The organism is Vulcanococcus limneticus LL (genome assembly GCF_002252705.1).
Taxonomy (GTDB): domain Bacteria; phylum Cyanobacteriota; class Cyanobacteriia; order PCC-6307; family Cyanobiaceae; genus Vulcanococcus; species Vulcanococcus limneticus.
Map to the genome: position 1 here is coordinate 15,317 of NZ_NQLA01000007.1, position 16,731 is coordinate 32,047.

Consider the following 16,731-nt stretch of genomic DNA (forward strand, 5'->3'; position numbering starts at 1 on the left):
TAAACAGCTCCCGGAATTGACCGCAAGTCCCTGACGCAATTCTAGCAGCCTGCGGCGTTTCATTGCCAAGTGCAGCAGAATCATCTAAACAGGTTGCGAAGCAAGCTGCCATGAGGCAGGAGTTCGTGGTCGGATCCGCCGCTGTTGATCGTGCAGGCTCCTGGGCTGGGCGAGCCGGGAGTTCTCTGAAGGGCTTCTTCAATCACCTCCTCGACCTGATTGAGGAGCTCTGGCGCCACAAGTTCTTTTCCAACCTCAAGCGCACTGAGTGGGAAGATTATCAGGTTGGACCCATTATGGTCAGCTCGATCCTGATCAACCTGCTGGAACTGGCCTCACCTATCTATATCAACCTCGTCTACACCACGATCCTGCCCGCCCGCTCTGTTTCGAGCCTGCTGGTGCTCACGGTGGGAATCGTAATACTGCTGGCCCTAGCCGGCTGGCTGCGCGCGGTGCGGGGCAACCTCACCGGCTTTGACGGTGCCCGGATCGAGCACCAGCGTCGGATGGAGGCCCTAGCCCACTTCACCCAGCTGCGTCTGGGTGACTATCTGAAGGACTCGCCGGCCACCCACGCCGAGCGACTGAACAGCATCAACCTGCTGCGCGACGAGAGCGCTATCCAGGCCTTCACCACGGCGATCGACCTGGCCTTCTCGCTGGTGTTCGTGCTGGTACTATTCCTGATCGGCGGCAGCCTGGGGCTGATCGCTATGCTAGCGATCGTAATCTACTTGTTCCGCGCCCTGCATTTCGCCCGCGAATTTGAGTCGATCTCCCGCGGCAAGGATCAGGTGGAACTGGAGCGGCTCAACTACCAGTCTCAGATCATGGGCTCGATCGATCTGATCAAGTCCAACGGCCTGGGCAGGGTATTTCTCACGGGCAACGAGGAGCGCCAAGAGCGGGTCGCCTGGCAGCGCATGCAGAACTACATGTTCTCTGGCCAGTACCAGGCGTTCGGCAGCCTGATGAGCCAAGTCACCATGGCCGCCCTGGTGACCTTGGGGGCGTTTCTGGTGATCGCCGGCCGCCTGCCGGTGGGCGCTCTGGCTGCGGCGTTGCTGCTGGGGGGCAAGATCCTGCAGCCCTGGCAGCAGGCTCTGGGCCTGTGGAGCAGCTACCGCCGCCTAATCCACGCCCGGGACGAGCTGGAAACGCTGATGGCCCTTCCGTCGGAACCGGACGGCGGGTCCGAGGCGCTGCAGGCCGATCAACCCCTTCAGATCACCATCCAGGACCTGGCCCTGCCGCCAATCCCAGCGGGATCTGCAGTGCTTGTGCGCGACCAGAGCCTCGGCAGCGATGCCCGTCGCCTGTTCCTCCAGCTGCTGCAGTTTGAAGAAACGGCGGAGCTGAAGCTGAACGGTCAGCCCATCGGGGCCTACTGCCGCGAGCGTCTGCGTCACGATGTGGTCTACGTCGATCCCTCCCAGACATTCTTCGACGGCACCCTGCTGCAGAACATCACCGCCTTCCAGCCCAACCGCTACGGGCGCAAGGCCCTGTTCTGGTCGGTGCTGCTGGGGCTGGATTCCAAGGTGCGCGCCCTCTCGGAGGGGTACAGCACCACACTAGGCACCATGCAGGCCAGCGGCCTTAGCAGTGACACCCGACAGCAATTCCAACTGATCCGCGGCATCGTCCGCGATCCTCTACTTCTGCTAGTGGACCTCAGAGACAGCTCCTACGGCAAGGAGTTCATCGACGGGCTGGCACGGCTGGTGAAGCGCACCCAGGGACGCACCACCGTGCTGATCTGCGGTGCCGGCAATGCCCTCAATTCCGTGACCGACCAGTCCATCGATCTGCCCCGCCTGGGCGCGGAGCTGGGCGCATGACCAGCCGCAACTCGCTGCTCCGCGACCTCACCCTCAGCCCCGAGGCGCCCCTGGCCTTCTGCCTGCGGCTGTTGCTGCAGCAGCTGATGTGGACAGGTCAGCCTGAGGAGCTGTTCGAGCTGATCGGTGACGATCCGCGCACGATGGATCTGGTGGACGTGCGCAACGTGCTCTTGCGCCTCGGCTACGGCAGCCGCAGTGAGACGTTGCAGAGCTGGAGCCAGCTCAACCCCAACCTGCTGCCCTCCCTTTACCTGGCGCCGGACAACATTCCCTATGTGCTGTCCCGCGACAGCAAAGGGGAAATCATGGCCGGCCATGTTGGCGGCCGCGTGGATCCCACCGACCTGCCCAGCGGGGGCCAGCTTGTGGTGCTGCAGGAGCACTATGCGATTGAACGGGTTGGCCTGCTGCAACAGATTGCCTACCGCTTCACCAACCGCATCAGCCTGCTCTACGCCATCAGCTTCGCTCTGGCGCTGCTAGCCCTTACGCTGCCCTTATACATCCGGGCGATCTACAACATCTCGATCCCGAGCAACAGCGTCGCCTCCACCATCTGGATCTTCATCGGGGTGATGGTGCTGTTCGGGCTGGACTGGGTGCTGCGCCAGTGGCGTGCCAGCCAACTGGCGCTGCTGTCGGGCCGCATCGAGAGCCTGATGGGGGTGAGCATCGTTGAGAAGCTGTTCTCCCTTGACTACCGCCAGATCGAGTCGGTGGGCCGCAACGGCCTCTACTTCCGACTGCGCAACTTAGAGAGCCTGCTGGGCTATCTACAGGGACCCCTGGCTCTGGCCTGTCTGGACTTCCCCTTCATCGTGATCTATCTGGCCGCCGTTTTCATGATCGCAGGCGGGCTGGTGATCATACCGATCGTACTAATGGTAATCACGGCCGTGGTGGTGCTGTTCCTCACCAGCTACTACGCCGGCGCCGCCAACCTCACCCAGACCACCGGGACGGGCATCAGCCTGGCCCAGCAGGAGCTGGTATCGCGGTTCCTGGAGGTGAAGACCGCCAACATCGAGTGGGTGTGGCTGCAGCGGCTGCGGGGGCTTTCGGCCCAGAGCAGCATGAGCAGCCTGGCACTGAACAGGCAAGCCAACCGGCTGCAGGCCCTGCTGAGCACGATGTCCCAGCTGGCGGGGGTGCTGACCCTCTCGCTTGGAGCCTGGATGGTCATCGGCAACAGCCGCCCGGATCCAACGGCGATGGGCTCCCTGATCGCAGCGATGTTCTTCGTGTGGCGCATCTTCACGCCGTTCCAGCAGATGATGAATGCGCTGCTGCGCTATGCAGACATGACCAGACAGTACAGGCAGCTGGAGCAGTTCCTCAGGCTGCGCAGCAGCGGCAACGCCAATGCCGGCTCGTCCTCCAGCATCCTTCGCCTGCGGGGCAACGTGATCCTGGATTCGGCCGCCTGCCGGCTTAGCAACGATAGCGGCCTAGCCCTTAGCCGGGTCTCTCTGTCGGTATCGCCGGGCCAGATCCTTGCGGTGACGGGTACAGCCGGCTCCGGCAAGAGCGTGACCCTGAAGTTGATCGATCAGCTCTACGCCCTCACCGCTGGCACCCTGCTGTTCGATGGCAACGACTACCGCCAGTTCAGCACCGAGGCCCTGCAGCGCAACATCGCCTACCTGATGCCCAGCCTGGAGCTGCTGCCCGGCACGATCTGGTCGAACCTCACGGCGATGAACCCAGACGCCACGGTGGAGGGGGTGCGGTGCCTGTGTGAGGATCTTGGTATCCTGGAGCTGCTGGAAGCCCTGCCGGATGGGCTCAACACCCCCCTCAGCAAAGAGATCTCGCACCACATCCCCTTTGGCGTGCGCAAGCTGATTGCGCTGGCCCAAGCCGTGATCAAGGACACGCCAATCCTGCTGCTCGACGACATCAGTCAGGGCCTGGCCCCAGACCAGTTCCAGTGCGTCCTGGAGGTGCTGCCCAGCCTGAGGTACTGCCTGTTCAGCGGCCAGGAGCGCAGCGTGGTCCTCTCCACCGACAACAAAGCCCTACTGGAGCTGGCCGACCGACTCTGCATCCTCGACAAGGGCGTGACTGCCTTCCAGGGCACAGCCGCAGAACTGCGGGCCCAGATGCAGCAGCGCAGCGTCGCCTAAGACCCGTCCAGACTGTCTCCCTACCCCCCGGCCATGAGCAACACTCCCTCCGACTCCGCGGCCAGCTCCGAGTCAACCTCAATCCCCCAGCCCAGCGGCGGGCGCGGCGGGGACCTGGTCCTGCCGCCCGGCAGTGCCCTGCTGCGCCAGCTACCGGGCCTCGACAACCCGGATGCGACGGGACTGGTGGGCCGCAGCAGACTGAGCCAGGCCCTGGAACTGGAGGAAAAGCCCGATGGCCGCTACCTGCGCATGGTGCTTTACGGACTGGGCGCCGCCTTCCTGATCTTCATCCCGTGGGCGGCGCTGACACCGATCAACGAAGTGGTGGTGGCCTCCGGAGAAGTGGTGCCCGAGGGCAATGTAAATACGATCCAGCACTTGGAGGGCGGCATCGTTGAGCGGATTGCCGTACAGGAGGGCGATCAGGTGAAGAAGGGGGATCTGATCATGCAGCTGCGCCCCAACCTGGTAGACAGCGAATACAAGGCGGCCCGCCAGAAACTGCAGGCGCTCACCCTACAGCAGGCCCAGCTGCAGGCCGCCATCCGAGGGGACAACGTCTTGCCGCCATCGATCAAGGAGCTTGGTGCCTTGGGCAACAAGGTACATACGGCCCAGCTCAACCTGCTCAACAGCCGGCTCGACAACACCCAGGATCAGATCGCCACAGTTCAAGCCCAGATTGACCAGAAGCGGGCCGAGATCGCCCGCTTCAACGACCAGGAAGTCAAGTTTCTGCGCGAACAGGACCTACTGCGCCAAGGCGTGAGCATGTACGAGAAGCTCGACAACCAGGGAGCTGTGTCGCGGCTGCAGGTGGTGAATGCCCAGCGGGAACTGGCGGCCTCCAACACGCGCCTGGCCGAGCTGCGAGGCAACCGGTCCGTGTCGTACAAGCTGCTGAGCGAGGCCCAGGCCAAGCTGCGCAGCCTGCGCTCCGGCCTGCGCCTGGAGGACAACTCCAAGATCGCCTCCCTTACCAATGAGGAGGCCGTGGTGGCGGAGGACATCCGCAAGGTACGCAACAGGCTGGAGCGCACAAGCATCCTGGCTCCGGTGAGCGGCCTGGTGCAGGACGTGCGCTACAAGAACGAATCGGCGGTGGTAGGCCCCGGCGCGGTGATCGCCTCGGTGGTGCCGGATGGCACGCCGCGGCTAGTAGAAGCGCGGGTGCGGCCTGCAGACATCGGCTTCGTGAAACTGGGCCAGAAGGCCGAGATCAAGCTCCAGCCCTACGACTACTCGATCTACGGCGCGGTTTCCGGCCAGGTGATTGCCATATCGCCCACCACCTTCCAGAACCCGGACGATCGTCAGTACTACTATCGAGTCAAGATTGCCCTGGAGGATCAGTTTGTGGATGCCAAGAACCGGCGCTACCCCATCCTGCCAGGCATGACCCTCACGGCCGACATCCAGGGCCCAAAGCGCAGTGTGCTTCGCTATCTGTTCCAGCCGCTGACCCGCACGATGAATTCAGCTTTCCGCGAGTCGCGCTGAGCGGCGCCACCGCAAGCCACTCCACCCAGATGGCGCCCTGTAGGCGCCAATCGTTGTGACATGAGCAGGGGGTTCTCATCATATCTTCAGGTCATGGCAGAACGCTGATGAGGAATTGATTTTGGGACAATTCGAATTAACCATGCAGGGTTGCAGAGGATCTCTCAGCAATTTCTAGTGGAGTTGTGGGCACACAACCCTTATCTTGATCATAGATAGGGATTGTGTCCGCTAACGGCGCGGCCACCCTGCGTTCCTCAGCCGTCTTTGCACTCCCGCCATGACCTCGACCCCCTACACCCCCGGGCCCACCCCCGAGGAGACCGCCGCCGCGACGGATGACGCGGGGGCGGCAGCGGCAGAAGAAGAGCGCAAGCTGTCCCAACAGGCCGGCACGCCTGATCCCTACACCCAGACGACCGGTCCGGAATCACCCGGTGGCAACACGGGCCTGGGAGACTCCGCCATCAGGTCCGCCACAGACGGATTCTCGCTAGAGGCGGTAGGGGCTAGGGCCTACACACCTTCCACAAACCTCGACGTGCCCGTCAGTGAAGGGGGCCTCGGAGGCGGTGGAGCACTGGGCGGCCTCGCCTTCGTGGCTCCAACGGGAGCACCCGTGGCCCCATTGTCGACAGCACCTTCTGTCTTTGCCCAGGAGTATGTGGCTCCCGTTTCCGAAGCTGCAGCAGCAGTTGAAGTAGCCCCGGAACCCGCACCGACTCCGACTCCGGAAGCGAGTCCCGCTCCAACGCCAGAACCGGCACCGGTGCCAGGGCCGGAACCCACGCCACTCCCCACACCTGAGCCAGCTCCAGCTCCGACACCCATTCCCACTGCACCGGAGCCCGCTCCTGTTCCTACTCCAGGTCCAGCACCTGGACCCACTCCTGAACCAACAAACGAACCCCCAACGGTCAGCGTTACACCGGGCCCGGATGGTCCCAGCGATCCGCCACCGCCCGGTGGCGATGGTGGTGTGGAAGCGCTACCTCCCGATGTCGTTCTGAATCCCGGCATCGTGGCGGAGCGGGGCTTGGTGGATGCCGGTGCTGAAGGGCTGGCCTCCACCACTGGCACCATCACGATTTTCGATCCAGACGGAATCAATAACATCGCGACTGTCACTATTGCCGGCACTGTACTCACGATTCCACAGCTGAGTGCTCTCTCGCCGACAAGCCCTGTCACGATTTCCCTTGGCGATGAAAGCCTAAATGATGGGGATGATCAACCTGAAGGTCAGCTGATCCTCACTGCCTTTGATGGCACCACGGGCGTTATCAGCTTCACCTACCAGCTACTGAATCCACCCGACAATTCCTTTAGCAATCAAAACATCAACGGAGACAATGCCCTTGCAACCCTAAGCGTGGTGGTAACGGACCTCTCTGGATTATCCAGTCAGGCCAATGGAAGTATTCTAATTATAGATGACCTGCCTAGCGTTGCCATCTCAGATTCTTCGCCATCAACTGCAGATGAGGGCTCCACAATTTCTGGTACTTGGAGTGGCTCGCTTGGCGCCGATCGCATCAATGGACGCTACGAGGTTGTTGTAGGTGATACCGTTGCAGCTCTCGATGAAGCCATTCAGACTCCCAGTGGAACGCTCACCGTCAGCATTGTCGACTCCGCGAGTGGCCCTGAGTATATCTGGACCTTTGAGGCAAGGCCCGATTCTCCATTTATAGAGCCAGAACAAAGCATCAGCTTTACCATTAGAGCACTGGATGGCGATGATGACATTGCCGAAGATTCCTATACCGTCTCGGTCAATGACACCATCAACACCTCCACGGTGACCCTGGCGCCGGTGACGGTGCAGGAAGGCAATACCGCCACCATCACGGCCACCGTCGACAACGCGCCGCAAACCGATCTCACCATCCAGCTCGATAACGGCGCCACCGTCACGATCCTTGCCGGTCAGACCAGCGGCGTCTCCACGGCATTTACGATCAACAACGTCGAGGACGTCTACAAAGATCCCTCCTCCTTCTCCGTTGCCATTGCAGAAACCAGCGGCGGTAACTACGAGAATCTGAATACCAGCTCCACCGCCACTGTCAGCGTCAATGACACCATCAACACCTCCACGGTGACCCTGGCGCCGGTGACGGTGCAGGAAGGCAATACCGCCACCATCACGGCCACCGTCGACAACGCGCCGCAAACCGATCTCACCATCCAGCTCGATAACGGCGCCACCGTCACGATCCTTGCCGGTCAGACCAGCGGCGTCTCCACGGCATTTACGATCAACAACGTCGAGGACGTCTACAAAGATCCCTCCTCCTTCTCCGTTGCCATTGCAGAAACCAGCGGCGGTAACTACGAGAATCTGAATACCAGCTCCACCGCCACTGTCAGCGTCAATGACACCATCAACACTACGCTGGCCACTCTCACGGCCAACACCTCGCAGATCGGCGTGATGGGAGGAATGGTTGAATACACAATCACGCTATCGAGTGCTCTACCGGATTACAGTCCAAAGGGTGACCTTACATTTACGCTTACAAACGGCAGCACGGTTGTCATTCCAGCCGGATCCAATTCAGCCACTATTGCGACGCATTACGAACTCTCAGACTTAGAAGGCCTAGGGCTCGACAACGGTGGGACTCTCAATGTAGGTATTACCAACATTGTCGAGAGCCAGACAGGGCAAGTTTATGAGGACCTGCAACCTCAGGGCCCCATACAGATTTCGGTTATTGATGGAACCCCAACTGGTGGAATTACTTTAAAAGCTTTCACCCTAGTGACTGACGAAAGTGCCGGAGCCAACAACCCCTTACAGAATGGAGGCACTGAAACTGCTCCAGCCGGAACTCTCGGCAAGACTACTGTTTCCTATGCCAATCTTGTCAACGATACATTCTCGTTCGGTCCCGATGGTGCGGCATCATCGAATAGTAAGACTTTCTCACTTGCGACTCAGAATGGTATATCATCAGGCCTTAAGACGTCAGACGGTCAGACAGACATTCTCCTCTATCAAGTTTCACCAGATCTAGTTGAAGCACGCGCTGGCAGCCAAAGCGGAGCGCTAGTTTTTACTGGTCAAGTGAATAACAGTGGCGACCTAACCCTAACGCAGTATAGTGCGGTTCAGCATTTTAACGCCCAGAACAACGACGACATATCTTCAGCACTTGCAACGAATGCTCTCAAGCTCACGGTTGCGGTGACTGATGCAAGCGGGGATAGCCACTCGAGTTCAGTTGATCTCGGTTCTGTTATTCGGTTTGAAGACGATGGGCCAACGGCAGCCAACATAACGCAGGATGGCCTAGCCACTCTTGGAGCCAAGACCAACATCATGCTGGTTATTGACGTTTCAGGCAGTATGGATGATGCATCCGGCGTCGGCAGCATGACTCGCTTGGATTTGCAGAAGTCTGCTGCTATTGAGCTGCTCGATCAGTACGAAGCGCTTGGAAGCACCTCTGTTCGAATCGTAACCTTCAGTAGTTCCGCCCAAGAGGTAGGCTCCACTTGGACAACAGTAGATAATGCAAAGGCAAGCATTCTTGGGCTAACCGCAGATGGGTATACGAACTATGACGCCGCTCTAAACCAAGCATGGAATTCATTCGGTGATAATGGCAAAATTGCTGATGGCCAGAATATTCTGTATTTCTTCTCAGATGGGCAGCCAAATGTGAATTCAATTTCTGGCACTGGCACTGCTAATACCCCCCTGGGCGGAGGTGATGGAATTGACAACGCCGAAGCCACCGCTTGGGAGGGCTTCCTTGACACCAATAACATTAATGCTTTTGCCATTGGGTTAGGCTCTGGCGTTAATGCTACAGCATTGAATCCCATCGCCTTCAATGGCTCTGCGGGAACACAATCTAATGCGATCGTTGTCACTGACCTAAGCCAGCTAAATGCCACGATTCTCAGTACGATTAGTTCGCTGCCCATTAGTGGCTTGCTCCTCAATCCACCTAGCCCTTCTGCTGCATCATTTGGCGCTGATGGTGGCTGGATTCAATCGATCACGGTCGACAATACAGTCTATTCCTACAATCAACCAACTGATACCGCGTCTAGCAATACAGCAAACGGCACTTTTAACTCAAGCCCGAATGAATGGACCGTCAGCACTTCGGCTGGCGGCTCAATCAAGGTTGACATGGATAATGGAACTTATACGTACACTCCTCCAGTAAATCCAACTAGCAGCATAAGTGAATCCATTGGCTTTACCCTAGTTGATCAAGATGGTGATACATCAAGTGCATCCTTGGGTATTAACATAAATCTAGCTGGCACATCTGCCCTTGTTGTCCGCGATGACCGCATCCTAACTAATCAAACTGGCAGTGCCATTAGCATTCCTAAGTGGACCCTATTGGCTAACGACACAGGTGGAGTTGGCGTCACGGACCTGTCAGCCGTATCAGATGCGCTGAGTGGATCTGTGGCAATCAGTGGCACTAATGTTAACTTTACAGATAATGCAGGAGCCGATGGCGGGACATTTGCCTATACAAATACTACAGGCACCCAGTCTGCAAGCGGCAATGTCGAGCTTATCAGAAGCACATCGGGCACTATTAATGGAACCTATCGCGATGAAGTTCTTATTGGCAGAGATGCGAATGCTGATACACTTAACGGTGGTGATGGCAACGATGTGTTGCTTAGCCTAGGTGGCAACGATCGCCTTGATGGTGGGTTTGGTGCAGACATCTTAGACGGCGGAGCGGGGAATGACACCATCATCGGTGGATTGGGTTCAGACACAATAACTAGTGGATTGGGCAATGATCAGTTTGTCTACATTAAAGGGGAAGGAAACTCCGCAGCCAGAGACATAATAACTGATTTCGCCAATGGGGCCGATACAATTGTGATTCAAGGCAATAACATCAATCGGGTGGTGGTGTCCCCAGCGGTTGTGACCGGCTCAACCAATACCTACACTATCACTGTCGACTACTCAACTAGTGGTGGCTTTCAGACCATTTCTGGGGGCTCTCGGGACATCTTTACAATCGCCTTGCAGAATAACGGAGTTTTGAATGACGCCAACAAGACTGGAACGCCATCCAGCCTCAATGGCATTGCCATCACATCTTCGTCTGCCACCATTGATGGAACTATCGTAGGCGCCACACTCTATCTTGACCTCAATCGCGATGGGATCATACAAGACAACGAATTCCTAGGTACATCAAACCTTTTTGGTCATGTTGAGTTTGTTGTTGATCTTGCCAAGTTAGATGTCAATGGTGATGGGCAATTTACCCTCGGAGAAGCGAGGGCAGTCATGGCTGGCGGCATTGATGTAGATACCCAATTAACCTATGAGATCAATCTCTATGGCCCTGTGACTGCAGGTATGATCACGCCACTCACTTCCCTGCTTCAACCAATGCTGGAGGCTGGCATCTCGCTCGATGATGCCCAAGCCCAAATTGTCGCGAAGCTTGGTCTGCCAGACGGCTCTGATATTCTCGACCTGAATCCGATTACAGGCAACAGTAATGTACTTGGTCAGAACGCCGCAGTGATGACACTCGCCGTCCAGTTCAGCGAACTGGTCGCTCAGCAGCTCGGAACAGATGAGGCCCATGCATCTTTCTCCGTCTTTGAAGCCATTAGCACTGTCATCACCGGCCTTCCAGATGGAGGTGTTGCTGACTTCAGTGATCCAAGCATCTTGGCTTCGATTGCAGCTGAACTCAATCTGGAGACCTATTCCGGCAGCTCGGTTAGCTCCTTGATGGAGGCAAGCCAGCAGGCGCTTCAGTACAGCCTCAGCAGCATCGGATCAGAAGACAAGGCTCTTGCCAGTATCAGTGCCGTTCAAAATCTCACCCAAGGCACCTACGCACAGGCAATCGAATCAGTCCAGACTGGTGACCTGAATGAACAAGCTCTTCTGGATCTTGCCAATACGCTCCACTCTTATACAAGTGGCGTGATCACCATCGAGCAGCTTGGATCGTTTAACCAGATTCTCGGCGCAGCCCTTGGCGATGGAGTGATCACATCCACCGAGTTCCAGATTGCTTTGCAATCCCTGCCAGACGTGGGTGGTGCCGCCGCTGTTACCAATGGCTTCGAATCTGAGAACATCAGCAACCTAGCGGCTCAATTCCTCAGTAACCTAGAAGCCAACAACACCGATGGCACCGCTCTTACCTCCGGTGAGATCGCCTACGAGCTGGATGCAGCGGTCAGTGCTTTCCTTATCGAGCACAATATCTCCATTGACCACTATCAGGACATTCAGCAACAGGTGGTTGATCAAGTCTCCCAAGCTCTGGCCAGCCAAGGGTTAGTTATTGATTCTTCAGTTCTCCAGGACCCCGCCGGGCCTGTTGCAGGCGGTGCTGTGAACTCAGCGCTGGATAATCCGATGCATGGCGACGACATTTCCTTGGCTGCCCTGATTGAGCAGGTGATTGCCCATCCAGAGTTACTTACACCCGCCCCAGCGGAGGCCACGCCTGTTGCTGCGATCCTGCCGGTAGGCTCTCCTGCTGAGGGACAACCACTGGATCTTATTTCCGGCGCTGACAGCAGCCATCTGACGCCGGGCGACAATGGTTCAGACCCTGCCAATGGCGCCGCCACTGATCCGAACCACAGCCAAGATCCCACCCATGTCAGTGATTGGAGTGATCCTGGCCTTCTGCCTGCCCTGCCCGGCTCAGTTCTGGATCCGGTGCAGACCAACGCTGGTGGCCAACAGGCCCAGCCCGCAGATTCCAGCAACACCACTGCCACCCCTGTGGTTGAGAGTACAGTTTTGGACGCACCGCTGCAGCAGCCACTGGCAGATCTCGCGAGTGTTGTCGACACTTACATCGCCGATCACCCAGTCACTGAAACCCAGTTGGCTGACATCCATCAGGAGGTGGCCCTCACAGAAACCCTAACCGTGGATCCAATCTCCCACGATTCAGGTGGTGCGGCTGACCTTGCGGTGCAGGATAGTAGTGGTGCTGACAGTACGAGTCACGACCCCACAGATGTCGCCCAGCATGATGCCGGGTTGCAGAACACTCCAGTCGTAGACATTAGCCCTAGTTCTCTAGATCCTGTTCACCACGATATCTTGACCTAAACGATAAAGGCCCGGCGACAAGCCGGGCCTATTTATTGGGTATTACAATGGGTCTTCGTGTGGCACTGCCTTGAAGACGTTCGCTTCAGCCCTCCGTAACCCCCTCAATCCGATCCTCGATCTCCTGGTAAATCTCCTGCAACTGCTGGATGTTCTCATCAGAGGTTTCCCAGTAACCGCGGCCATTCACTTCCAGCAGCGTGCCCACAATGCGGCGGAAGCTGTGGGGGTTGAGATCCAGCAGCCGCTGGCGCATCTCCGGATCGTTGATGAAGGTGTCGTTGGCCTCCTCATACACAAAGTTATCAACCGCGCCACTCGTGGCACTCCAGCCCAGGGTGAAGTTGAGGCGCTTGGCCACTTCGCGTACACCCTCGTAGCCCGAGTTGAGCATGCCCTCATACCACTTGGGATTGAGCAGCTTGGTGCGGGAATCCAGGCGGATCGTTTCGCTCAGGGAGCGCACCTGGGCATTGGCCGTGGTGGTATCGGCGATGTAGCTGGCAGGGGCCTTGCCGTCGTCCCGTAGGCCCTGGATCAGCTTGGTGGGATCACTGTCGAAGTAGTGGCTCACATCGGTGAGCGAGATCTCGGCAGAATCGAGGTTCTGGAAAGTCACATCGGCGGTTTTCATCGCCGATTCGAACACCTCGCGGTTCTGATTCATCTCGCCGGGGTTATCGGCGTTGAAGGCGAAGGTTTTGCGGGAGAGATACATCTCCTGGAGCTCGTTCTCCTCCTCCCAGGTGCTGTTCTCCACTGCCAGGTTCACATTCGATGAATAGCTGCCGCTGGCGTTGGAGAACACGCGCGTGGCCGCGTCGCGCAGCGAGATGCCATTGGCTGCCGCCTGTTCCTGGGCGTGGCGACGGACGAAGTTCATCTCAAGGGGCTCATCGGCCTCCGCCGCCATCTTCACGCCCTGGTCGATCAGAGCCATCTGGTTGATGAACAGATCACGGAACACACCGCTGCAGTTCACCACCACGTCGATGCGGGGACGGCCCAGCTCCTCCAGGGAGATCAGCTCCAGCTTGTTCACCCGGCCCAGGGAATCGGGCACGGGCCGTACGCCGATAAACCACAGGATCTGGGCCAGGGATTCGCCGTAGGTCTTGATGTTGTCGGTTCCCCAGAGCACGCAGGCGATCGTTTCAGGCCAGGTGCCCTGCTCGGCCTTCTGGCGCTCGATCAGCCGGTCCACCACCACCTTGGCCGCAGCAATCGCGGCGCGGGTGGGGATGGCCTGGGGATCCAGGGCATGGATGTTCTTGCCGCTGGGCAGCACGCCAGGGTTGCGGATCGGATCGCCGCCGGGGCCCGGCAGCACGTATTCACCGTCCAGCGCCTTGAGCAGACTCTCCATCTCCATGTCCGCGCAGATCTGCTCCAGGCAGAAGCGCAGGTAACCGAACAGCTTGTCGAGCTCGGCCTGATCCACATCGGGGAAGCCAGCGGCGCGGCAGGCGCTCAACCAGGGGCTGGGAAGCTTGAAGCCAAAGCGCTCCAGAAGGCTGAAGAACCAGCCGAAGTTCTGGCGCAGGGTGACGCGACCATCAGCGCCGGTCACGGCCTTCACCATCGAGCCCACAGCCACACGGCTCACCTCGGTGATCGTGCGGTTGAGCTCCACATCGGCAAGCACGCCGGTGTCATTGCCGATGTAGACGTCCGCAATGGTGCGGCCCAGACTCTCGGCCAGCAGGGCCGGAAGCGAGCGCAGGCCATCCTCCTCCCGCTCCAGGGCGGCGATGTTCACCAGGGTGGCGATCGCCTCATCGGCGGTGGGGGGCTTGCCGATCGTGTGCAGACCGCAGGGCAGCAGCCGGCTCTCGATCTCCATGAGCTGGCGGTACACCGCGCCCACCACGCCATCGCGGGCGTCGAGGTCGATCTCGGAGGCGTCGACATCGGGGAGGACGACATCCTTGTCGAGGTTGCACTGGCGTGCCGTTTCCACGATCGCGTTCACGATCTGCACGCCGCGGCTACCTTCGCGCAGCTGCTGGTAGGAGCCCACCAGCTCGCCCAGCTCCTTGAGGCCCTTGTAGAGACCGGCGTTCTCGGCCGGCGGGGTGAGGTAGCTGATGGTGGAGGCATAGCCACGCCGCTTGGCGATCGTGGCTTCGCTCGGGTTGTTGGCGGCGTAGTAATAGAGATTGGGCAGGGCGCCGATCAGCGAATCGGGGTAGCAGGTTTCGCTCATGCCCATCTGCTTGCCGGGCATGAACTCCAGCGAGCCGTGGGTGCCGAAGTGCAGCACCGCGTCGGCCTTCCACACCTTCTCCAGATAGGTGTAATAAGCCGCGAAGCCGTGGTGGGGGCTGGCGCTGCGGGAATAGAGCAGCCGCATCGGGTCGCCCTCATAGCCAAACGTCGGCTGCACGCCCACGAACACATTGCCGAAGTGACGGCCGTAGATCAGCAGGTTGGTGCCATCACTGTTCAGGTTGCCGGGGGGCTTACCCCAGTTCTCCTCCAGCCGCTCGGAATAGGGGGTGAGCCGTTCGTATTCCTCCACGCTCATCCGGTGGGCGATCGAGAGCTCAGGAGCGCCCTGCAGGGCCTCGGGATCGTTGATCACAGCCTCCATCAGCGCCTTGGAGTCGCGCGGCAGGTCCTGCACGTCGTAGCCCTTGGCCTTCATCTCCTGGAGCACCCGGTGGATGGAGCCGAACACATCCAGGTAGGCCGCGGTGCCCACATTGCCCTTGTCGGGCGGGAAGCTGAACACGGTGATCGCCAGCTTCTTCTCGGCGCGGGGCTTCACCCGCAGCGAGGCCCAGCGGATCGCCCGCTCGGCGATGGCATCGACCCGGTCCTGCAGGGTGTGGGCCTTGCCGGTGGCATCGTCGCGGCCGGAGAGCACGATCGGCTCGATGGCGCCATCGAGTTCGGGGATGGCGATCTGCAGGGCCACCTGCACCGGATGCAGGCCCAGGTCACTCTCCTCCCACTCCTGGGTGGTCTGGAACACCAGTGGCAGCGCCACCATGTAGGGGCGGTTGAGCTTCTTGAGCACCTCGATCGCCTTGGGGTGGTCCTGGCGGGCCGGGCCGCCCACCAGGGCGAAGCCGGTGAGGCTCACTACGCCATCCACGAGCGGCACGTCGGGGTTGAGCGGGTCGTAGAAGAAGGCGTTCACCGGCTTGGTGAAATCAAGCCCACCGCAGAACACCGGTATTACCGTGGCGCCGCGGTATTCCAGCTCCTGGATCACGGCCACGTAATGGGCCTCATCGCCGGTCACGATGTGGCTGCGCTGCAGCACCAGGCCGATCACCGGGCCCTTGCGGGCGGCCTCGGAGAGATCGCTGCGGCTAGCGGTCCAGTTGAGATATTCCTTGAGGTCTTCGAACATCCCCGGCGCCAGAGGATGCCAGATGCCGAGATCCGGGAACACCACGGGCTCGGCCACCTCCACGGCGGGCCGATCACTGCTGCCGCGGGGGAACACGTATTTATCCGCCAGCATCAACAGGAAGTTCCTGAGGTTGTCTGGCGTACCGCCCAGCCAATACTGGAAGCTGAGCATGAAGGAGCGGGCATCCTGGGCCTTCTCCACCGGCAGATACTTCAACACCGTGGGCAGGGTGTTGAGCAGCTTGAGCATGGCGTCCTGGAAGCCGGCACCGCCGGCCTCCTTGCGCTTTTTCATGAAGCCCGCGATGGCGCTCTTGCTCTGGCCCAGCTGGGCCATCGAGAAGGTGCCGAGCTTGTTGAGGCGCATCACCTCCGGCATCGACGGGAACACCACCGCCGCCTTGAGCCGGTCGCGATGGGGCGCCACGGCGTCCACCACCTTCTGGGCCAGGTCTTCGATGAAGATCAGCGAGGCGATGAACACATCCGCCGCCGCCACATCGGCGCAGAAGGCCGCGTAGTTCTCCGGATCGCGCAGCTCCTCGATCAGGTAGCCGCTCAGCTCGATGGCCAGGGGGCCGTTCTGATCGTTCAGCGAGGTGGCCGCCTGGGTGAGGGCGTTCTGGTATTGGGGCTCGAGCACCACATACACGGCCTTCATCACGGCCCGACCGTTCACGTCCGCGGGGCTGACGCGGCGGCTGGCGGAGCGGACCTGGGTGAACATGCGGGCGGATTGAGCAATGTGAAGCAGCCTACGAAGCACCGGCGCCCTGCGCGAGTGCTCCGGACAAGG

The 16,731-nt window shown here is 59.5% G+C and carries 5 protein-coding genes; 4 read left to right on the forward strand and 1 reads right to left on the reverse strand.

The genetic code is table 11. The features are described from left to right. Nucleotides 1-296: 296 nt before the first annotated feature. The 4 genes from CJZ98_RS05335 to CJZ98_RS18180 all read left to right on the forward strand — a co-directional run bounded on the left by CJZ98_RS05335 (nt 297) and on the right by CJZ98_RS18180 (nt 12,572). Nucleotides 297-1,844 (forward strand): ABC transporter transmembrane domain-containing protein, encoded by a 1,548-nt coding sequence (locus CJZ98_RS05335; protein WP_232756232.1) that lies wholly within the window; start codon nt 297-299, stop codon nt 1,842-1,844. Beyond that, nucleotides 1,841-3,973, forward strand: coding sequence for an ATP-binding cassette domain-containing protein (locus CJZ98_RS05340; protein WP_232756233.1), 2,133 nt, complete (start codon nt 1,841-1,843; stop codon nt 3,971-3,973). Before CJZ98_RS05335 ends, CJZ98_RS05340 begins: the two co-directional genes overlap by 4 nt. 33 nt (nt 3,974-4,006) lie before the next feature. Further along, on the forward strand, nt 4,007-5,476 hold the full coding sequence (locus tag CJZ98_RS05345; RefSeq protein WP_094589115.1) for an HlyD family type I secretion periplasmic adaptor subunit: 1,470 nt from the start codon (nt 4,007-4,009) through the stop codon (nt 5,474-5,476). Between the two features lie 979 nt (nt 5,477-6,455). Further along, nucleotides 6,456-12,572, forward strand: a complete 6,117-nt coding sequence (locus CJZ98_RS18180) for a beta strand repeat-containing protein (protein ID WP_157910882.1) — start codon at nt 6,456-6,458, stop codon at nt 12,570-12,572. A gap of 85 nt (nt 12,573-12,657) precedes the next feature. Here CJZ98_RS18180 and CJZ98_RS05355 read toward each other — a convergent pair whose 3' ends face one another. After that, nucleotides 12,658-16,662: a magnesium chelatase subunit H gene (locus CJZ98_RS05355; RefSeq protein WP_094589117.1), complete on the reverse strand. Its 4,005-nt coding sequence runs from the start codon at nt 16,660-16,662 to the stop codon at nt 12,658-12,660. Nucleotides 16,663-16,731: the final 69 nt, after the last annotated feature.